Genomic DNA, 18,952 nt, shown 5'->3' on the forward strand with positions numbered 1-18,952 from the left:
CGACGTCGTGCAGCTCGCGGGCGATGGCGCTGCGCTCGTCGGCGCGGGCCGCCCGGTGCTCCGACTCGCGCCGCCGCTGTTCCTCCAGGGCCCGCCGCTCGGCCTGCACGCCGAGCTCCCGGGTGGTCCGGACGACCAGGCCGAGCAGCACCGGAAGCCCCAGGTTGATCGCCAGGCCGACGATGGCCTCGAGGATCGACGAGGACGACGATGACGACGAGGGCGGGTCGCCGATCAGGAAGACCGCGGCCACCAGCGAGACCCCGGCCACCAGGTAGCGCGTCCGGGGCGCCCAGAGGGCCAGCTCGCCGACCGCCCACGCGGTGCCGACCTGGTTGATCGTCGCGTCGTCCAGGACCGCCAGCGCGACGGCGAACAGCGTGGTCTGCACCAGCAGGTTGATCGGCTGGCGGCGGTGCAGCAGCAGCGCGGAGGCGAAGGCGGGCACCGCGAGGGCCCACTGCGCCGGGGTCGGTGGATGGTCGGTGTGGTTGACCACGAGCAGGTAGGCCAGGCCGCTGAGATCCAGCAGCGCCGAGCGCGTGAGGGTGTCCCGCGCATCGAGGAACTTGGCCATGGCGCTCAGCCTAGGTCCTGCCGCCAGCGCGTGCGGACCGCCAGATAGGCGGCCAGCCCGAGCGGTCCGAGCAGGATGGTGAGCACCAGGATCGGCGCGAGGACCAGGTGCGGCATGCCTCGCTCGCGGGCGTCCAGCCAGGCCCAGCGGCCGACGAACAGGTCGAAGGCGATCATGTGGGCCCAGCCGGCGGCCGCCCCGTCGGCGCTGCCGAGCAGGTCGCGCACCCCGCCCAGGGTGGGATCGGCGACCGCCGGCAGCACCTCGCCGAGGTTGGCGAGGACCAGCACCGCGTAGATCAGCACCACCGGCAGCACGATCAGCGGCGAGGCGACGATCCGCCGGGTCCACGACCAGCCCGGTGCCAGGATCATCAGCGCCCAGAACGGCGCGGCCAGCAGGAACGTCAGGGTGAACAGAAACGCCGTCACGCCGTCACCATCTCCGGCCGGCGGCCGCGGGACAAGACCAGGCCGATGCCGGTAGCGGTTGCCGCGGCCAGGGCCGCGAGCGCCAGGAGGGTGATCCCATCCGGTCGCAGCAGCGGTTGCGCACGCATGGCCTGCCAGGTCAGAACAGGGACGATTGCGGCGTACGCCAATCCGCTCACCAGCACCAGCCCCGCCCGTGTCCGCGCGTCCAGCCGGTCCCCCGCCCAGCGCGCCAGCGCGAACGCCAGGAACGGCAGCACCTGCATCGCGTGCAGCCCGACGAAGTGGCCGATCCGCAGGTCCCCGCCGGTGGTGCTCCACCCGGTCAGCGGCATGCCCGGCCCGCCGTCCGGCACGCCGACGCTGTGCGCCCCGGTGATCCCCTCGATACCGGTCCGCTGGGTGGTCATCGGGACGGCGGCGAGCATGCCGAGCAGCGAGATGAACAGGCCGAGCCGGATCGCGTACGCGGCAGCCCTGTCCGCGATCCGCTGCCGCAGCGCGACGATGCCGATGGTCAGGTGCGCGAGGAAGAGCACCATGATCGAGGCGCCCATCATCGACCAGAGCGTCGCGTTCAGCGGGGTGGTCTGGTTGTAGTGGCTGGTGGTGCCCCGGATGACCTGGACGGTGATGATGGCCAGCTCGATCGCCGAGACGCCGACGACGACGGTGCCGGCCCGGGCGGCGAGGCGGCTGCGTCTCGGCAGCGCGGCGAGCAGCCAGGCGAGCGTCCAGCCGTAGACGGCGAACGAGACGGCGAACTTGAACGGCTTGAGCCAGATCGGCACCCCGGTCAGGACCCGGGAGTCGGCGAACAGGCCGATCCCGGCGATCACGGCCAGTGCGACCGACGCCCAGGTGAGCGCCAGCAGCGGCCGATGCCAGTGCCGCGGTGCGGAGACTTCGATGGTCGTCATGGCGTCAGAGTCCCGCCGCGCGGGCCCGGAATCGCCAGCCCGCGGGCCGCAGTCGCGGCCGCTCGTCCGAGGCCGCCTCCTCCCGGGGTAGGAGGGGTGATACTGGCGCGGTGCACCCCGCATCCGCCGGCCTGACCGACTTCCCCATCGACCACACGGGACGCCGCAGCAGCGCGTCCCTGGGCCGCGCGGTGGTCGCCGACGCGCTGCGCCCGATCGACCCGGCGGCCGCCGCGGCGGCCGAGCGCGAGTCCGACTGGCGGCGCGGCTATCTGCGGCACTTCCGGGCGCTGGTGGAGGCCGGGCTGAGCGCCGACGGCAGTGCCGGCTACGCGATCGCCGAGGCCGGCCTGGCCTCGGTGCAGGCCCGGATGCGTTACGTGCTGCGCGACGGTGCGGAGTTCAGCCTGGCGCAGGCGCTGATGGCGGAGCCGCGGCAGCCGTACGAGACGGTGGAGATGGCCGGCTTGGCGGCGCCGGACCGGGATCTGTCCGGGCTGGTCCGCCGGCTGGACGGGTGGGTGGCGGCCGGGGTGGTCGAGGAGTCGTGCGCCGAGGCGGTGCGGGAGGTGGCCGCCAACCCGGGCTGGCTGGACCTCGGTGACCTGACGTTCGCGCTGCTCGGGGCGGGCGCCGAGATGGGCCCGCTGAAGGCGCTGCTCGACTGGGGCGCCACCGTGCTGGCGATCGACCTGCCGCTGGCCGAGCTGTGGGAGCGGATCGGCGCGGTGGTGACCGGGTCGGCGGGGCGCCTGCTGGCGCCGGCGGTGGCCGGGACGGGGACGCCGGGCGCCGATCTGCAAGCCGCCCTGCCCGCTGTCGCGCACTGGCTGCTCGGCTTCGACGGGCAGCTGGTGCTGGGCAACTACGGGTACGCGCCGGGCAACGCCTACCCGAGGCTGGCCGCCGCTGTCGACGCCCTGTCGGTGCACGTCCGGCAGCAGCGGCCGGACACCGCGCTGACCGTGCTGGCCACCCCGACCGACGTGTACGCGGTCCCGGCCGGAGCCGTCGAGCAGTCCCGGGCCAGGTACGCCGAGCGCGGCCGCCGGGCTCGGCTGACCACTCCGCTCTCCGGTGGCCGGCTGCTGCTGCCCAACTATCCGGTGCCGGCCGTGCCGGGGATCAGCGACAGCCTGGTCCCGCAGCAGGGACCGAACTACGCGCTGGCGAAACGGATCCACCGCTGGCGGGCCACCGTGGCGCGGCGGGACGGGCCGGTCAGCTTCGCGGTGGCGCCGCCCACCCGGACCCGGTCGGTGCTGCGCAACCGGCTGCTCAAGGCGGCGTACGCGGGGGCGCACCTGTTCGGCGTGGAGGTGTTCGAGCCGGCCACGGCGAGCAAACTGATGGCCGTGCTGATGATCCATCAGCTGCGGAAGCCCCGGGCGGCGGATCCGGCGGCGTGGCGGGACGAGACGGTCGCGGCGGCGCACGGCGGCCTGTGGCGTGCCGCCTATCACCCGCGGACGGCGTTGCCGATCGCCGCGGTACGCGGGTTCCTGTAACACGCCGTGGCTACGCTCCGACGATGATCACGGCCGGTCTGGTGCTCGCCGCCGGGGCGGGACTCCGGTACGGGATGGCCAAGGCGCTGGTCCCGTACCGTAATCGGCTTCTGGTGGAACACGCTGCCGAGACTTCGCGGCGGGCCGGTTGTGAGCGGACCCTGGTGGTTCTCGGCGCGCGCGCCGAGGAGGTCGTGGCGCGGGCGGACCTGCCGGAGACCGTGATCAACCCGGAGTGGGCCGGCGGCATGGGCTCGTCGCTGCGGGCCGGGCTGGCGGCGCTGAGCGCGGACCCGAGCGTCGGCGCGGTGGTGGTTCTGCTGGTGGACATGCCCGGCGTGACGGCCGAGGCGGTCCGCCGGGTGCTCGCGCACGCCGCGCCGGACGCCCTGGTGATGGGCGGGTATCGAGGGCGGCGGGGGCATCCGGTGCTGCTCGGGCGCGAGCATTGGGCGGGTGTCGCGGCCGGTGCGACCGGAGATCGGGGCGCGCGGGATTACCTGCGCGCGCACGAGGTACTGGTGGTCGAGGTCGGCGACATCGCCGACGACACCGATCTGGACCGCCCGGGAGACCTCGATGCGTGACGTGCTCGCCGACCTGCTGCGCTGGTGGTCGGCCGGCGAGCCGGCCGGGCTGGCGATCGTGACCGCCACCTGGTCGAGCGCGCCGCGGCAGGTGGGCGCGGCGATGGCGGTCGGGCCGGACGGGGTGGCGGTCGGCAGCGTGTCCGGCGGGTGCGTGGAGGCAGCCGTCTACGACCTGTGCCGGGAGGCGGCCGAGACCGGTTTGTCGCAAGTGGCGAGTTTCGGCGTGACAGATGATCTCGCCCTGGACGCCGGCCTGCCCTGTGGCGGCACGATCGAGCTGCACATCGGACGAGTGGACCGGCTGACCTTTCCGGATCTGCCGCGCCTGGTGAGCGCCGTGGAGCGGGGTGAGCCGGTGGCACTGCGCATCGCCGACGGGTATGCCGTCGGGGCGACCGGCGAGATCGCCTTCCCGCCACCGGCCCGGATGCTGGTGTTCGGCGCCACCGACCACGCCGCGGCGGTCGCCCGGATCGGCGGCTTCCTCGGCTATCGGGTGACGGTCTGTGACGCCCGCCCGGTCTTCGCCACCGCCCGCCGCTTCCCCGGCGCGCATCAGGTGGTGGTCGACTGGCCGCACCGGTACCTGGCCGCCGAGGCCGAGGCCGGCCGGATCGACGACCGGACCGTGATCTGTGTGCTCACCCACGACCCGAAGTTCGACGTGCCCACCCTGGAGCTGGCGCTGCGCCTGGACGTCGGCTACGTCGGCGCGATGGGCTCCCGGCGCACGCACGAGGACCGGCTGGCCCGGTTGCGCGCGGCCGGGCTGAGCGAGCCGGAGCTGGCCCGGCTCTGCTCGCCGATCGGCCTGGACCTGGGTGCGCGCAGTCCCGAGGAGACAGCGGTGAGCATCGCCGCCGAGATCGTCGCGCTGCGCCACGGCGGCTCCGGCGGCCGGCTGTCGCGGGTCACCGGACCGGTCCACAAAAACTTCGGCGCGGCGGGCAACCTTTCCGTCCCGCGGGAACACTGACACTTACGAAAGCATTTTCAGAATTGCATTTCTGGCCGCATTCTTAATTTATGAGAATCGTTGACAGAAAGCTTTCCTGAGGATCAGGATCGTCGCGTTCCCCGACATCTCCCCGGAAAGGCCGTAAACGTGTTCAACAATCTTCGGCGACGGTGGCGCGCCGGGCTCGTCGCGGTGGTCGCGCTCGGACTGGGCGTCGGCGCCGTGGTCTACACGCAGGGCGCCAGCGCGGCGACCTGGCCGACCGCGACCGGCACGGTGAAGCTGACCGCCACCAAGGCGTTCTCCGGCACGCTGGACGGCGGCCTCAAGCGCTACTACGGCAGCGGCGCGCTGGGCACCAGCGACCAGGACGAGAACCAGGACCCGCTGTTCGAGCTGGCCGACGGCGCCACCCTGAAGAACGTGATCATCGGGTCGCCGGCCGCGGACGGCGTGCACTGCCTCGGTTCCTGCACCCTCACCAACGTGTGGTGGGAGAACGTGGGCGAGGACGCCGCGACGTTCAAGGGCGGGTCCGGCGCGACGTACACGGTCAGCGGCGGTGGCGCCAAGGGTGCCGACGACAAGGTGTTCCAGCACAACGGTGGCGGCACGCTGACCGTCAAGAACTTCGCCGTCGACGACTTCGGCAAGCTGTACCGGTCCTGCGGCAACTGCAAGACGCAGTACAAGCGCAAGGTGGTGCTGAGCGGGATCACCGCCACCTACCCGGGCTCGTCGCTGGTCGGCATCAACGCGAACTACGGCGACACCGCGACGTTCAGCAACATCACGATCGTCGGCGACAGCAGCAAGAAGATCGCCGTCTGCGTCACCTACCAGGGCAACAAGACCGGCGCCGAGCCGACCAAGCTGGCCACCTACAAGGGCAGCACCGGCGGCGACGGGACGTACTGCAAGTTCACCAGCGCCAACATCACCTACAAGTGACCCACCGTCCCCCGCGACCGCCGCACTGAACGCGCCCGGATCGGGCTCGGCCATCCCCAGATCGTCGGAGTCCGCGCGACCCCGCGATCGGCCGGGCCCCGCCGGGCGCGTTTCGCTGTCACACCGTCCTTGATCGCAGCCGGCGGAGCATCCGCGCGTCCCCGAAACCGACGGCCCGGGCGGCGGCCTCGACGGTGGCGCCGTGGCCGATCAGGTACTCCGCCCGCTCCAGGCGCAGCAGCTGCTGGTACCGCAGCGGGGTACGGCCGGTCGCGGCGGTGAACAGCCTGGTCAGAGTGCGTTCGCTGACGCCGGCGCCGGACGCCAGCTCGGCCAGCGGCAGCGGCTCGGCGAACGCCGCGTCGATCCGGTCCTGCACCCGGTGCACCACGTCGCTGAGGTGCCCGCGATGCCGCAGCATCGCGCTGGCCTGCTGCTCGTCGCCGTTGCGCCGGGCATAGACGACCATCTCCCGGGCCACCCCGGCGGCCACCGCCGGGCCGTGCCGCTGGGCCACCAGGTGCAAGGCCAGATCGATGCCGCTGGCGATGCCCGCCGAGGTGATCACCCGGTCGTCGCAGACGTAGAGCACGTCCCGGACGACCGTGGCCCGCGGATGGCTGCGGGCCAGCGAGTCCTGCAGGTCATGGTGGGTGGTGCAGCGGCGGCCGTCGAGCAGTCCGGCCCGGCCGAGCGCGTCGGCGCCGGAGCAGACGCTGGCCACCGTGCCGCCGGAGGCGTGGTGCCCGGCTATCTCGCGGAGCGTTCCGGCGCTGAAGAAGCCGTAACCGGTGCGCCACCCCGGGACGACGACCAGGTCGTCCGGGGACAGCGCGGGCCAGTCCACCTCGGCCCGCAGGACGACGCCCTGCCAGCTGGGGACGCTGGCCGACTCGGCCACGTACCGCAGGGTGTAGCCGGGGGCGGTGGAGAAGACCTGAGCCGGGCCGGCCAGATCGAGCAGGTGGACCTGCGGGGTGAGCAGAAAGACCACCACGCTCACGATCCGGTCACTCCTTCTCGATGTCGGCCACCGTCCGGATCGTGGCGAAGCGGCCGGCCAGGGCGTACTCGGTGCGGGTCACCACGTCCGCGGCGGACAGCGTACGCGGGTCGGCCAGCAGCTCGGCGACGCTCTGGTCGGCGGGGGCGTCGCGGTGCGGGATCGGGAAGGTGGCGGTGGCGTCGGTGACGAAGGTGACGTGGTACCCGAGATCGGCGGCGACCCGGGCGGTGGTCTCGACGCACTGCTCGGTGCGCATGCCGCAGACGGTGACCCGGGTGACGCCCCCGAGCGTGAGGCGATGCTGCAGGTCGGTGCCGGTGAACGCGTTGTGCACGGTCTTGGTCAGGACGGGCTCGCCGGCGGCCGGGACGAGTTCCGGCATCAGGTGCACGAAACCGTTGGCCGGGTCGAAGGTGCCGCCGCTGCCCGGCTCGGTGTGCAGCACCCAGACGACGAGCTTTCCGGCATTGCGCGCGTGGTCCACCAGCCGCTGGACGTTCGGCAGGAGGTCCGGGTTGTCGACGGTCGCCCAGAGCGGGCGCGCCCGGAACGATTCCTGCATGTCGATCACGATCAGAGCCTCGGTCATGCCCTCATCCAACGCCGCTCCGGGCGACCGGAACAGGCCTCATCCAGCCCGCTCCCGGAACGATCCGGTCACCGCCGCAGCCGGGCTGCCGAACGGGCGCGGGCGTGCTCGAGAAGTGGCTGCACCACCGCCGGGTCGGGATCGATCATCGAACCCCAGCCCTGGACGGCGTAGACCGGGTGCGGGAACCACCGGCCGGACGCGGTGAAGTCGATGGCGGACTCGTGCTCGGTGAACTGCTCCGGGCCGTACCCGAAAAGGGCCTTGAACCGCTCGCGGCCGAGCTCGACGTTGAGCCGGAACACGCCCGGGCGGTCCAGATCGGACCGCTCGTCGAAGCCGGGGACGTCTTGCACGACGATCGTGGCGAACGGGCGCATCCGGTCCTCGCCGGCGAAGAAGAAACGGTCACCCCAGCTGAGCTCCGGGGCACCGGTGCCGGGGCCGGCGATCAGCTGGGTGACGCCGGGAAGTCGCAGGATGTGCTCGACGAGCGTGTCGAGGCGGTCGGCCTCAGGAGGTTCGGGCAGCATGACCTCTACCGTATCGTTGAACCACCCTGTGAAGGTTTTGCCGACTCTGTTCAGGACGGGTATGCCGAAGTCTCAACGTACGGCGTTTCGCCCGGTGGATCTGGCGCGGCGGCACGGGCTGTCCGCGCAGGCCATCCGGAACTACGAGCGGGACGGCGTGATCCCGCCGGCGCAGCGGACGCCCAGCGGATATCGCGCCTACGGCGAGGCGCACATGGTCGCGGTGGGCGCGTTTCTGGCGCTTGCTTTCGCGTACGGCCACGGGCCGGCCGGCGTGATCATGCGAGCCGTCCTCGGCGGTGACCCGGACACCGCCTTCGCCACCATCGACGCCGGTCACGCCCGGTTGATGCGGGACCGGGAGACGCTGAGCGCCGTCGAGGGTGCCATCGGTGCGCTTTCCGCGGTTCCCGCCCACCGCCGGGACCGGGTGTCGGAGCGACCGGTTCCGGTCGGCGTGCTCGCCCACCGGCTCGGCGTCACCCCCGCCACGCTGCGCAAATGGGAGCAAGCCGGGATCCTGGTGCCGGCCCGCGACCGGGCCAGCCAGCAGCGTCTCTACTCCCCCGACGACGTCCGCGACGCCGACCTGGCCCACCTGCTGCGCCGCGGCGGGTACGGGCTGCCGCACATCGCCACCGTCCTCGACCAGGTGCGCACCGCCGGCAGCCCGGAGGCGCTGGCAGCTTCGCTGACCGAGTGGCGGGCCCGGCTGACAGCTCGCGGCCAGGCGATGCTGACCGCCGCCGCCCGGCTCTCCGACTTCCTGGCGCTGCGCCCCTAGCCCGGCATGGTGCCGCCCCGCCCGCAGGGGTGCGGACGGGGCGGCGGGCATCATCCGCGATCAGCGCGGGTAATCCCGATAGCTGCCGGTGTAGTAATCGCCGACCTGCTCCCGGTACGAAGCCGTCTCGAAGGTCTCCTTGTCGTACTCCGGAGACGCCTTGATCTGGTCCTTCGTGCGGTCCACGTAGACCTTCCGGTCGCTGTGGTCGACGTTCTGCACCGTGCCGGCCGGCAGCAGCACCTTGCGGCCGAAGATCCACGGCCCGGTGTCCACCACCAGATAAGCGCTACCGACGTCGTAGCTGGCCCGGTCGATCGAACCGATGTGCCCATCGCTCGCCTCGACCTTGTAACCGACCAGGTCCACGCCGGCCTGCCCGGCGTCATCGGTCAGGTCGGAGCCCGCCGGCGCGTTGCCGCCGGACATACCGGCCGGATCCCGCCAGGACCACGGAGTGAACGGCGTAGGTTGCATCACGGCCTCCTCGAAATAGACGAATATGCCGCTTCTCTGTGTCTACCCCGTGGGCCGGTCTCCAATCACGACTGGCACGAAGGGCCGCCGACCAGCGGTTAGCGGTGGATGTCGGCGCCGGTCAGGGACCGGAGGTCGGCCCGGGTGGGTGCGCCGTCGCAGTCGCCGGGGACGGTGACGGCGAAGGCGCCGGCGGCCGTGGCGGTCCGCAGGCGCTCGGCGGGCGGGGCGCCGGCCAGACGGTCGGCCAGGTAGCCCGCGACGAACGCGTCACCGGCGCCGACCGGGTCGACGGCGGTGACCGGGAGCGCCGGGACCGTGTGACGGGAGCCGTCGATCAGGGCGGTGCAGCCGCGGGCGCCGTCCTTGACGATGACCTCGGTGGGGCCGAGCCCGGCGAGGCCGTCGACCGGGTCGGCGCCGTCCAGGATGATGGCGGCCTCGTCCGGGCCGGCGAAGACGACGTCGGCGAGGGCGACCAGGTCCCGCAGGACCGGGGCGGCTTCGAAGCGGGACCAGAGCTTGCCGCGGTAGTTCACGTCGAGGGAGACCGGGACGCCGGCGGCGCGGGCGGCCTCCACCGCGGCGAAGACGGTGGCCCGGGCGGTGTCACCGAGGGCCGGGGTGATGCCGGTGACGTGCACGATGCCCGCCGACTCCAGCTCGGACAGTGGCAGGTCGGCCGGGGTGAGCCGGGAACCGGCGCTGCCCGCCCGGTGGTAGTCGGCGTGGATGAACTGGGCGGACCGGCGGTAGCGGAGCATCAGGCCGGTGGGTGCGGTGTCCTCGACGGCGATCACGCGCACGCCGGACGAGCGCAACCGGCCGGCGATCAGTGACCCGGTGGAGTCCGGGCCGAGGCGGCCCAGCCAGGTGGCCGCGCCGCCGAGGCGGGCCACGCCGACCGCGACGTTGCTCTCCGCGCCGCCGACCGCGAGGGTGAAACCGCGCGCGTGCTCCAGCGTCCCGATGCCGTCCGCCACGAAGATCCCCATGGCCTCGCCGAGCGTGAAGAGCCCACCCGCGCCGGTCATGAGCGGGCGAAGGTGACGGCGTCGACGGCGTGCTTGGCGCGGGCGGCCAGCGACTTGAGGCTGCCGCCGGTGGCCGCGTCGCCGATCAGCGGACTGCCCAGCCCGACGGCCGCCGCGCCGGCGCTCAGCCAGTCGGAGATGTCGTCCAGGTCGATGCCGCCGGTGGGCAGGATCCGCACCTGCGGGAGCGGACCGCGGAGATCCTTCAGGTACGCCGGCCGCAGTCCCCCGGCCGGGAAGAGCTTGACCAGCGGCGCACCCGCCCGGTGCGCCGAGTAGACCTCGGTCGGCGTGTACGCCCCCGGGTAGCACGGCACGCTCTGCCCGGCCAGGGTGTCCAGCACCGGTGAGACCAGGAAGGCGGCGCCCGCGTCGACGGCGGCCTTGGCGTCGTCCGGGGTGAGGACGGTGCCGGCGCCGATGACCGTGCCGGCCGGGAGCTGGCGGCGCAGGCCGGAGAGCGCGTCGAGGGCGCCGCGCGAGGTGAGGGTGACCTCGAGGGCGGTGATGCCGGCGGACACCAGCACGTCGGCGATCGCGGCGAACCCGCCGGCGGTCGGAGCGCGCAGGATCGCGACGATGCCACTGTCGACGATGGCGGCGGAGACGGGATCGAGCGGAGCACGATGATCGGTCACGCCTTGAATCCTGCCCGACGCACCACCGCCGAGGCCAGTGGCAAACAACGATTTCTCAGCTCGCAGGAAAGCGCATTCCCGCAGGCCTAATCGCGTTGCATCAGCCGCCGCGCGCTCCCGTTCAGGGTGTGCGAGGGCGGCAGCTCGTGGATGCCCAGCTCCTCCCGGATCGCCGCCTCGAACTCCTGCATCACCAGCGGCACCTGGGCGAGCAACTCGCGGAAGTGGGTCTCCGGCCGCACCCCCGTCACGTTCGCCGGGTTCATCTGTCCGTGCAGCCGCTCCAGCTGGAGGTGGACGGCGAGGGCGGCGCTGCGCACCGGCCCGGAGGCGAGCAGCCGCACCGGCATCAGCGACGGACCCACCTCGTCCACGTAGGCCAGCAGGCCGGGCGCCCTCTCCCCCGCCTCGAAGCTCGCCCGCAGTCGCACGGTGGCCCGCTCGAACGCGGCCAGCAACTGCACGTAGGCCGCCTTGCGCTCGTCGTACCACCGGCGGTTGCGGCGCCGCCGGCTCAGCAGAGCGTGGTCATGAGCGGCGACGATCCGCACCGTCGCGGCGCCGGCCAGGGCGAACACGGCGGCCACCAGGGGTAGTGCCCACCACGGGATCTGAGACACAGGCCTACCGTATCGAGCCGGCGCGGGATTTCGTGCGGGCGGGCCGCGGTGGGCGTACCGAAAGCGCCGCGGGCCGGCCGAAGCGGCCCGGACGCGGGCGGCTCACCCGATCCACACCGCGATCCCGTCCAGGAAGCGGGCCAGGCCGAACTCGAAGAGCACGGCGAGGTCGAACTCGAAGTCCGGCGTGTGCAGGAACAGCTCGGTGAAGTTCGGCATCGGCTGGAACTCCAGGAAGCGCCGGAACGCGTCCTCCTGCGAGTCCATCCACTCGTCGTCGGTCAGCCCGGTGTCCCGCCGCGCCGTGGCCTCCGGCTCCAGCGCGCTGGCCACCCCGCGGATGAAGCTGAACAGCAGCACCTCGACCAGCATCCGGTCGGTAACGCCCAGCCGGGTCCGGGCCAGCGCACCCATGATCAGCTCACCCAGCCGCATCGCGTTCGGCGTCATCTGCGGCCGGGTCAGCGACATGGTCACGCCCAGCCAGGGGTGCCGCTGGAACACCTCCCAGAGGCCGCGGGCGCAGCCCTCCAGATCGGCCCGCCAGTCCCCGGAGTAGCGCGGCGGCACGCGCAGCTCGCCGAGCGCCACGTCGATCATCGCCAGCTCCAGGTCCTCCCGGCTGGGCACGTGCCGGTAGAGCGACATGGTGGCCACGTCCAGGTCGGCGGCGATCCGGCGCATCGAGAGGTCGGCCACGCCGTGCTTGTCGGCGATCGCCATCGCCGTCGCGACGATCCGCTCCCGGCTCAGGTCGGTGTCGCGGCGCGGGGCCGGCCCGGCGACCACGGTGCCGACGCCGGGGCGGGCCACGGTCAGGCCGGCCTCGCGCAACGCGGCGTGCGCCTTGGTCGCCGTCGCGATCGCGACGCCCCACTCGCGGGTGATCGCCCGGGCGGACGGCACCCGGTCGCCCGGGCGCAGCTCGCCCGACTCGATCATCTGCTGGATGGCCGCCACGATTTTCGTGTATGCCGCATCCACCTAGTACACCAGCCTCCCCGTACTAGTGCGGTTCGCCTTCCGGTCCGGCGCGTCCTACCGTCCCTAGTACATCGATATACACAGTACGCAGAGGAGCGGGGAAATGCGGGTTCTGATTTCCGGGAGCAGCATCGCGGGACCGGCCAGCGCGTTCTGGTTGCACCGGGCCGGCGCCGAGGTGACGGTGGTGGAGAAGTCCCGGGCGCCCCGGCCGGGCGGGCACGCGGTGGACATCCGGGGCGTGGCCCGGCAGGTGGTCGAGTGGATGGGCATCCGCGAGGCGATCCGGGCCCGCCAGGTGGACGAGCGCGGCTGGAAACTGGTGGACCGGCGGAACCGGACGATGGGCCGGATGCCCGCCGACGCGTTCGGCGGCGAGGGCATGGTCGCGGAGATCGAGATCGCCCGGGGCGATCTCGCCGAGGTGCTGCGGGACGCGACGGAGCGCTACACCGACTATCGGTACGGCGACCGGATCACCACGCTCGACCAGGACCGCGACGGCGTCGACGTGACGTTCGCCAGTGGCCTGCGGGAACGGTACGACCTGGTGATCGGCGCCGACGGCGTGCACTCGGGGGTGCGCTCGCTGGCGTTCGGCCCGGAGGCGGAGTTCGTCAGATACCTGGGCGTGTACGCGGCGTACTTCACCGTCACCGATCCGGGCGACCTGGAGAACTGGTACCTGATGTACAACGAGCCGGGCCGGGTCGCCGGGATGCGCCCGGAGCGGGGTGGCACCGCCAAGGCACATTTCGGGTTCCGCGAGCCGGAGCCCCGCTACGAGCGGCTCACCCGGGCCGAGGAGCGACGGGTGGTCGCCGAGCGGATGGCCGGCGGCGCCTGGAAGATCCCGGAACTGCTGCGCCAGATGCCGGACGCGCCGGACTTCTTCTTCGACTCGATCAACCAGGTGCACGTGAAGCGCTGGTGGCGCGGCCGGGTGGCGCTGGTCGGCGACGCCGGCTACTGCGGGTCGCCACTGGTCGGGCTGGGCACCAGCATGAGCCTGGTCGGGGCGTACGTGCTGGCCGGTGAGCTGGCCGCGCACGGTGACCCGGAGGCGGCGTTCGCGGCGTACCAGAACGAGATGGCCGATTACGTGGCGGCCGGCCTGGAGCTGCCGCCGGGCGGGGCCGCCGGGTTCGCCCCCCACTCCCGCCTGTTGATCCGGGCGCGGGCCACGTCGATGTCGATGATGACCCGCTGGCCGATGCGGCAGCTGCTGGCCAAGCAGTTCGGCAAGGCCGAGGCGATCACGCTGAAGGACTACGGCCTGATCGCCCCGGCCGGCGGCGCGGTCAGGATTTGAGGCAGATGTCGAACGGCTGCCCGGCCGGGTCGAGGAGCACCCGCCACCGCTCCGGGGTCGGCTGCGACTCCGGCTTGGTGGCGCCCAGGGCGAGCGCCCGCTCCTCGGCCTTGTCCAGGTCGTCGACGTAGAAGTCGAGGTGGTAACGCTTCGGCGCGGCCTCCACCGGCCAGCCCGGCCCGGAGTACCCGTCCACCCGGCCCCAGCCCAGGTTGGTGGTGCCGTCACCGATCATCGCGTAATCGTCGTCGGCGTGCAGCACGTCCCAGCCGAGCACCGCGGCATAGAAGCGGGCCAGCGCTCCGGGGTCGGCGGCGTCCATGTTCAGCATCGCGAGAGTGGCGAATCCAGTCATGTGCCGATCCTCTCCGCGGAGACTGACACCTGCTGTCAGGTTCCTCAGCCCAGACGCACCAAGCCGTCGATAATCACCTTCGGCCGCCCGGAGGTGGCTTCCGGCACCACCCGCACGGTGTGCTCGCCGCCCTCCGGCCACGACCGCGTCCACACCATCCGCCGATACATCGGAGCTGTCGACCGCAGGTCGACATAACCCTGGAAATCGCCGTCGACATAGACCTTGATCCGCCCCGAGGTGGTCGTGCGGCCGACCACCAGACCCGCCGAACTCCCGGAGAAGGACCAGGTCAGCGAGGCGTCGCCGGAAGCGGCCGAGGCCGCCGCACCGCCCAGGTGGCTGGTGTCCGAGGAGGTCCGCCAGGTCCCGGTCCGCGTCGCCGCGCTCTCCTGCAACACCTGCGGGGTACGCGTGAGCGTCGCCTCCCGCCGATTCCCCGCGTGATCGGTAGCGGCCACCGTCCAACTGCTCGCCACACCCACCGGGGCCGTGCCGAGCAGACTGCGGACGGTCCCGCCGAGCGTCGCCTCGCTCGTCCCGGTGACCTGCACACCGCGCAGCCCGGCCGGGTCGGTAGCCGTCCAGGCCAGCTGCACCGGCGCGCTGGTCCCGACCGTCCCGGCGGTCAGCCGGGCCTGCGGCAGCGCGGTGAAGGCCGGCGGGGTCACGTCGGCCACCACCGGGATCGAGACGGTCGACGACCGGCCGGACAGGTGCACCGCCCGGATCGCGACGGTGTGCGCGCCGGGGCCGAGCCGCAACTCGCCCAGCCGGGTCCAGTTGGCCCGGGACAGCACCCGCTCGCCGTCCACGTACACGTCGAACCGGGCGATCATCCGGGTCGAGGTGGTCAGATCCCAGAGCGGGACCAGCCGCCCGGTGGTCCAGTACGTCCCCGACCAGAGCCAGGCGCGGGACACCTTGGCGACGTGCAGGCCGCTCGGCGCCCCGCCGGCCAGCCGCCGGATCGCCGGCAGCTGGGCGTAGAGCGCGTCGCCCGGGCACTCGGTCAGCCCGGCGTCGCGGTGCCCGGAGATCCGGTTCAGCGTCACCCGCCGGCCCACCGGGAACTTCGGCCCGCCGCCGGAGGTGACCAACACCCGGCCGGCCGGCGCGTTGCCGTGCGCGCCCAGCTTGTACGCGGCGAGCTGCGCCACCGACAGCCGGGCCGCCGGCGAGAGCGCCGCCGACCGGAAGTCCCCGATCACCGCTACCGCGCTGGCGTTGGTGTTGAAGCCCAGGGTGTGCGCGCCGAGCACGTTGCGGGTCACCCCGCCGCGCCGCCCCTCGAAGATGGTGCCGCACTTGTCGACCAGGAAGTTGTAGCCGATGTCGTTCCAGCCCTTGCTCTTCACCTGGTACGCCTCGATCCCGCGGACCACGCTGGTCGAGCTCCTGCAGCTGTAGTTGTTGCCGGTCGCCGTGTGGTGCACGAAGAACACCCGGACCGGGCCGGTGTAGCTGGGGGCCTCCTTGACGATCCGCTCGTTCGCACCCCAGGCGGCCCTGGTCATCAGCTTCGGTACCGGCCGGTCCGGCGTCTCCACCGAGGCTCGCTCCATCACGGCCGGGTTCTCGCCGGCGACCGCTTCGGCGTCGGCGTCGGCGTCGGGATTTATCAGGTCGACGCGCATCCCGACCGGCAGGGCCGACGCGCCGCCGGCGGCGATCACCCGGGCCTGCACGCCGTTCGACGGCCCGACCCAGAGCGGGTCGCTCGCACCACGGGCCGCGGCGCCACCGGACTCGTCCGGGGCGTCCGTCTCCAGTACCTGCCACGGCGTCCAGCTCCGGCCGCCGACCGGGCGGGTGCGCACCTCGATGGTCCCGGCCGCCACCGCGCGGGGGTCGTCCCAGGTGACGCCGACCAGGCTGAACCGCTTGGTGTGGCGTTCCGGAAGCTCGGCGGTCTGGGTGCCGGTGTCGGCGACCAGGCGCAGGCCGCCGGTCAGCGCGAAGGTCTGCAGCAGCGGGGGCGCCGCGGCGGGGGCGAGACCGACGATCGCCAGGGCGATCGCGGGGGTGGCCGCGACCATGGCGGCGACGAGGCGGTTCCGGCGCATGCGAGACTCCCCGGCCACCGGCGGAAGGGGTCGATTCGGCAGTGAACCGGCGGCCACCTGACACCTTGCCGGGGGCGGGAGTGGCTTGTGGCGATTTCTGTGAAAAAAGCTCGATTCGCCGGGTGGTGGGGTGGGGTGCCGCCGAGCACAGCCCGCCCACCCTGGGGGCCACCGCCCACCTGGCAGTGTGGCGGATTTCCGCGGTTGCGGTGGGGTGGGCTGTGGATGACGCGGTCGGGATGCGTTGCGTTCGAGCGGGCTTGTGACTTCGGGGCTGGCGCCCACGGTGGTAACAAACGGTCCGAGACCACCACCACAACCAGCCACCACCACGGGCTGGCGCCCACGGTGGTAACAAGCGGCCCGAGACCACCACCACAACCAGCCACCACCACGGGCTGGCGCCCACGGTGGTAACAAGCGGCCCGAGACCACCACCACAACCAGCCACCACCACGGGCTGGCACCCACGGTGGTAACAAACCACCCGAGACCACCACCACGACCAGCCGAGACTGAGGGTGACGGGCTGGACTGGCTTTGGGAGACGGGGGCTGCGGGCGTACCGGAGAAAGTGACCGACCGCGAGCGGACAGCGGACCCCGGCCGCGGAAGCTGGAACGTGACTGAGGACCATGCCCGGCCGGCGGCCGGAGGTGCCTGCGAGGCACCGCTGACCGCCGGGTGGGGCTGGACGATGCGCCTGGAGACGACCGCTGGGCGGGGCTGAGCGGTGCGCCCGGGACGACCGCTGGACGGTACGCCCGGGACGACCGCTGGACGGTACGCCCGGGACGACCGCTGGACGGTACGCCCGGGACGACCGCTGGACGGTACGCCCGGGACGACCGCTGGACGGTACGCCCGGGACGACCGCTGGACGGTACGCCCGGGACGACCGCCCGGCGAGGCTAGACGGTGCGTTTGTAGATGACGGCCTGCCAAGGGGCTAGCACCAGCGACCCCGGCGACCCCCCGGGCAGGTTGGTGAGCAGGAGCTCGGCATCCGCCCACGCCGCCGCGTCCTCGATCTCCGCGCGCACCTGCTCGCCGGTGAAATTGCCGATCACCAGGAGTTCGGTCGCGCCGAGGCGGCGGGTGAAGGCGTAGAGCCGCTCGTCGTGCGGCAGCAGCATGGTGAAGTCGCCCTCGGCCACCGCCGGCTCGGTGTGCCGCAGCTCGATCAGCCGGCGGTAGTAGTGGAACACCGAGTCCGGATCCGCGCGCTGGGCAGCCGCGTTGATCTCCGGATAGTTCGGGTTCGCCGGAAGCCACGGCGTGCCGGTGGTGAAGCCGGCGTTGGGCGAGTCGTCCCACTGCATCGGGGTACGGGCGTTGTCCCGGCCGCGCGCCCGCAGCACGGTCAGCACCTCCTCCGGGGTCCGCCCCTCCAACTCCAGCGCCTGCTTGTACTGCCCGAGCGCCTCGATGTCGCGGAAGTCCTCGATCCCGCCGAACGGGTAGTTGGTCATCCCGAGTTCCTCGCCCTGATACACGTACGGCGTGCCGCGGTGCAGGTGCAGCACGGTGCCGAGCATCTTGGCCGAGGCCGCCCGGTACGCCGGGGAGTCGTCGCCGTACCGGGAGACGACCCGGGGCTGGTCGTGGTTGTTCCAGTAGAGGCTGTTCCACCCGGCCTCGGCGAGCCCGGCCTGCCAGCGGCCCAGGATCGCCTTGAGCTTGGTGAGCTGGAGCGGCTGCAGCAGCCACGGGTCCGGGCCCCGGTCCACCCAGACGTGGTCGAACTGGAAGACCATGTCGACCTCGTGCCGGTCCGGGTCGGTGTGCAGGATCGCCTCCTCGACGGTGACCCCGGGCATCTCGCCGACGGTCAACAGCCCCTCCCGGCCGGCGAACACCTCCCGGTGCATCTCCTGGAGGAACTCGTGCAGGCGGGGACCGCCGATGAAACCGGCGGAGCCGTCGGCGTAGGCGGAGCCGGCCGAGAGGCGGCCGTCCGGCAGCGGCAGGACCTTGGAGATCATGTTGATCACGTCCATCCGGAAGCCGTCCACGCCCCGGTCCAGCCACCAGCGCATCATCGCGTGGACCGCCTGCCGGACCTCCGGGTTCTCCCAGTTGAGGTCGGGCTGCTTGCGGGAGAACAGGTGCAGGTAGTACTCGCCGGTCTTCTCGTCGAACTCCCAGGCCGGGCCGCCGAAGACGGAGCCCCAGTTGGTCGGCTCGGCGCCCGGGGTGCCCGGTTCCATGCCGTCGCGGGCCGGCCGCCACCAGTACCAGTCGCGTTTCGGGTTGTCGGTCGACGAGCGGCTCTCCTGGAACCAGGGGTGCTCGTCGGAACTGTGGTTCACCACCAAGTCCATGATCAGCTTCATGCCGCGGGCGTGCGCCCCGGCGAGCAGCTCGTCGAAGACCTCCAGGGTGCCGAACATCGGCTCGATGTCCTGGTAGTCGCTGATGTCGTACCCGTTGTCGTCCTGCGGCGAGGGATAGATCGGCGATAACCAGAGCACGTCCACGCCCAGTTCGGCGAGGTGGTCGAGGTGGTTGATGACGCCGCGCAGATCGCCCATCCCGTCGCCGTCCGAGTCCGCGAAGCTCCGCGGGTAGATCTGGTAGACGACCGCCTTCTTCCACCACGAATCCGTCATGGCTCTT

At 72.4% G+C, this 18,952-nt stretch carries 20 protein-coding genes (1 of these 20 running past the window's edge); 6 read left to right on the plus strand and 14 right to left on the minus strand.

The features are described 5' to 3' along the window. The 3 genes in view from Actob_RS35575 to Actob_RS35585 are tightly spaced (at most 5 nt apart) and all read right to left on the minus strand, a layout consistent with a single transcriptional unit that may run on beyond the window. Positions 1-577 carry the 5' end (the start) of a sensor histidine kinase gene (locus tag Actob_RS35575; protein WP_407653477.1) on the minus strand. Its footprint begins 962 nt before the window's first position, so the window shows 577 of its 1,539 coding nt (coding positions 1-577); its start codon is at positions 575-577; its stop codon lies off the left edge, out of view. A 5-nt stretch (positions 578-582) separates the two neighbouring features. Next, a complete protein-coding gene (locus tag Actob_RS35580; protein ID WP_284916318.1) occupies positions 583-1,008 on the minus strand; it encodes an ABA4-like family protein in 426 nt (141 codons plus the stop codon). Continuing rightward, positions 1,005-1,928 carry a hypothetical protein gene (locus tag Actob_RS35585; RefSeq protein WP_284916319.1) on the minus strand — a complete coding sequence of 308 codons (924 nt, stop codon included), beginning with the start codon at positions 1,926-1,928 and terminating at the stop codon, positions 1,005-1,007. The genes Actob_RS35580 and Actob_RS35585 overlap by 4 nt, the downstream gene beginning before the upstream one ends. Positions 1,929-2,038: 110 nt before the next feature. Here Actob_RS35585 and Actob_RS35590 point away from each other — a divergent pair, with 110 nt between their 5' ends. The 4 genes from Actob_RS35590 to Actob_RS35605 all read left to right on the plus strand — a co-directional run bounded on the left by Actob_RS35590 (position 2,039) and on the right by Actob_RS35605 (position 5,935). After that, positions 2,039-3,436: a hypothetical protein gene (locus Actob_RS35590; RefSeq protein ID WP_284916320.1), complete on the plus strand. Its 1,398-nt coding sequence runs from the start codon at positions 2,039-2,041 to the stop codon at positions 3,434-3,436. 23 nt (positions 3,437-3,459) lie between these two features. Next, a complete protein-coding gene (locus Actob_RS35595; RefSeq protein ID WP_284916321.1) occupies positions 3,460-4,023 on the plus strand; it encodes a nucleotidyltransferase family protein in 564 nt (187 codons plus the stop codon). Beyond that, positions 4,016-5,002, plus strand: coding sequence for an XdhC family protein (locus tag Actob_RS35600; protein ID WP_284916322.1), 987 nt, complete (start codon positions 4,016-4,018; stop codon positions 5,000-5,002). The genes Actob_RS35595 and Actob_RS35600 overlap by 8 nt, the downstream gene beginning before the upstream one ends. Positions 5,003-5,131: 129 nt before the next feature. Then, a complete protein-coding gene (locus Actob_RS35605; protein ID WP_284916324.1) occupies positions 5,132-5,935 on the plus strand; it encodes a pectate lyase in 804 nt (267 codons plus the stop codon). Between the two features lie 118 nt (positions 5,936-6,053). On the opposite strand, the gene Actob_RS35610 is transcribed toward Actob_RS35605, so the two are convergent. The 3 genes from Actob_RS35610 to Actob_RS35620 form a co-directional block, all read right to left on the minus strand. Then, complete coding sequence (locus Actob_RS35610) at positions 6,054-6,938, minus strand: GlxA family transcriptional regulator (RefSeq protein WP_284916325.1); 885 nt, start codon at positions 6,936-6,938, stop codon at positions 6,054-6,056. 7 nt (positions 6,939-6,945) lie between these two features. After that, the gene (locus Actob_RS35615; protein WP_284916326.1) at positions 6,946-7,530 is read right to left on the minus strand and encodes a cysteine hydrolase family protein; all 585 of its coding nucleotides are present in this window, start codon (positions 7,528-7,530) and stop codon (positions 6,946-6,948) included. Positions 7,531-7,598: 68 nt separating this feature from the next. Further along, entirely contained in the window at positions 7,599-8,063 is a 465-nt protein-coding gene (locus tag Actob_RS35620; RefSeq protein WP_407653478.1) for a DUF6194 family protein, read from the minus strand. A gap of 61 nt (positions 8,064-8,124) precedes the next feature. On the opposite strand from Actob_RS35620, the gene Actob_RS35625 reads away from it, so the two are divergent. Next, entirely contained in the window at positions 8,125-8,847 is a 723-nt protein-coding gene (locus Actob_RS35625) for a TioE family transcriptional regulator (protein ID WP_284916327.1), read from the plus strand. Positions 8,848-8,907: 60 nt separating this feature from the next. On the opposite strand, the gene Actob_RS35630 is transcribed toward Actob_RS35625, so the two are convergent. The 5 genes from Actob_RS35630 to Actob_RS35650 form a co-directional block, all read right to left on the minus strand. Then, a complete protein-coding gene (locus Actob_RS35630; protein ID WP_284916328.1) occupies positions 8,908-9,324 on the minus strand; it encodes a PRC-barrel domain-containing protein in 417 nt (138 codons plus the stop codon). A gap of 98 nt (positions 9,325-9,422) precedes the next feature. Further along, positions 9,423-10,358 (minus strand): sugar kinase, encoded by a 936-nt coding sequence (locus Actob_RS35635; protein WP_284916329.1) that lies wholly within the window; start codon positions 10,356-10,358, stop codon positions 9,423-9,425. Next, positions 10,355-10,996 (minus strand): bifunctional 4-hydroxy-2-oxoglutarate aldolase/2-dehydro-3-deoxy-phosphogluconate aldolase, encoded by a 642-nt coding sequence (locus Actob_RS35640; RefSeq protein ID WP_284916330.1) that lies wholly within the window; start codon positions 10,994-10,996, stop codon positions 10,355-10,357. The genes Actob_RS35635 and Actob_RS35640 overlap by 4 nt, the downstream gene beginning before the upstream one ends. An 86-nt stretch (positions 10,997-11,082) precedes the next feature. After that, on the minus strand, positions 11,083-11,616 hold the full coding sequence (locus Actob_RS35645) for a hypothetical protein (protein ID WP_284916331.1): 534 nt from the start codon (positions 11,614-11,616) through the stop codon (positions 11,083-11,085). Between the two features lie 102 nt (positions 11,617-11,718). Next, positions 11,719-12,600, minus strand: coding sequence for a TetR/AcrR family transcriptional regulator C-terminal domain-containing protein (locus tag Actob_RS35650; protein WP_284916332.1), 882 nt, complete (start codon positions 12,598-12,600; stop codon positions 11,719-11,721). Positions 12,601-12,703: 103 nt separating this feature from the next. Between Actob_RS35650 and Actob_RS35655 the strand changes: the two genes are divergently transcribed. Further along, entirely contained in the window at positions 12,704-13,912 is a 1,209-nt protein-coding gene (locus tag Actob_RS35655) for an FAD-dependent monooxygenase (RefSeq protein ID WP_284916333.1), read from the plus strand. On the opposite strand, the gene Actob_RS35660 is transcribed toward Actob_RS35655, so the two are convergent. From Actob_RS35660 to Actob_RS35670, 3 genes are all read right to left on the minus strand, one after another. After that, entirely contained in the window at positions 13,902-14,267 is a 366-nt protein-coding gene (locus Actob_RS35660; protein WP_284916334.1) for a VOC family protein, read from the minus strand. The two genes, Actob_RS35655 and Actob_RS35660, sit on opposite strands and share 11 nt — an antisense overlap. Before the next feature lie 44 nt (positions 14,268-14,311). Beyond that, on the minus strand, positions 14,312-16,333 hold the full coding sequence (locus Actob_RS35665; RefSeq protein ID WP_284916335.1) for a peptidoglycan recognition protein family protein: 2,022 nt from the start codon (positions 16,331-16,333) through the stop codon (positions 14,312-14,314). Between the two features lie 911 nt (positions 16,334-17,244). Beyond that, positions 17,245-18,945 (minus strand): alpha-glucosidase, encoded by a 1,701-nt coding sequence (locus Actob_RS35670; RefSeq protein ID WP_284916336.1) that lies wholly within the window; start codon positions 18,943-18,945, stop codon positions 17,245-17,247. Between the last annotated feature and the right edge of the window lie 7 nt (positions 18,946-18,952).

The sequence above is a fragment of the Actinoplanes oblitus genome, assembly GCF_030252345.1.
Taxonomy (GTDB): Bacteria; Actinomycetota; Actinomycetes; order Mycobacteriales; family Micromonosporaceae; genus Actinoplanes; species Actinoplanes oblitus.

What these genes read in the sequence shown, in the direction of transcription:
- Actob_RS35655 (WP_284916333.1), top strand. Translation starts at nt 12,704, where the DNA reads ATGCGGGTTCTGATTTCCGGGAGCAGCATCGCGGGACCGGCCAGCGCG.
- Actob_RS35620 (WP_407653478.1), bottom strand. Translation starts at nt 8,063, where the DNA reads ATGCTGCCCGAACCTCCTGAGGCCGACCGCCTCGACACGCTCGTCGAG.
- Actob_RS35625 (WP_284916327.1), top strand. Translation starts at nt 8,125, where the DNA reads ATGCCGAAGTCTCAACGTACGGCGTTTCGCCCGGTGGATCTGGCGCGG.
- Actob_RS35585 (WP_284916319.1), bottom strand. Translation starts at nt 1,928, where the DNA reads ATGACGACCATCGAAGTCTCCGCACCGCGGCACTGGCATCGGCCGCTG.
- Actob_RS35665 (WP_284916335.1), bottom strand. Translation starts at nt 16,333, where the DNA reads ATGCGCCGGAACCGCCTCGTCGCCGCCATGGTCGCGGCCACCCCCGCG.
- Actob_RS35635 (WP_284916329.1), bottom strand. Translation starts at nt 10,358, where the DNA reads ATGACCGGCGCGGGTGGGCTCTTCACGCTCGGCGAGGCCATGGGGATC.
- Actob_RS35595 (WP_284916321.1), top strand. Translation starts at nt 3,460, where the DNA reads ATGATCACGGCCGGTCTGGTGCTCGCCGCCGGGGCGGGACTCCGGTAC.
- Actob_RS35660 (WP_284916334.1), bottom strand. Translation starts at nt 14,267, where the DNA reads ATGACTGGATTCGCCACTCTCGCGATGCTGAACATGGACGCCGCCGAC.
- Actob_RS35600 (WP_284916322.1), top strand. Translation starts at nt 4,016, where the DNA reads ATGCGTGACGTGCTCGCCGACCTGCTGCGCTGGTGGTCGGCCGGCGAG.
- Actob_RS35615 (WP_284916326.1), bottom strand. Translation starts at nt 7,530, where the DNA reads ATGACCGAGGCTCTGATCGTGATCGACATGCAGGAATCGTTCCGGGCG.
- Actob_RS35630 (WP_284916328.1), bottom strand. Translation starts at nt 9,324, where the DNA reads ATGCAACCTACGCCGTTCACTCCGTGGTCCTGGCGGGATCCGGCCGGT.
- Actob_RS35670 (WP_284916336.1), bottom strand. Translation starts at nt 18,945, where the DNA reads ATGACGGATTCGTGGTGGAAGAAGGCGGTCGTCTACCAGATCTACCCG.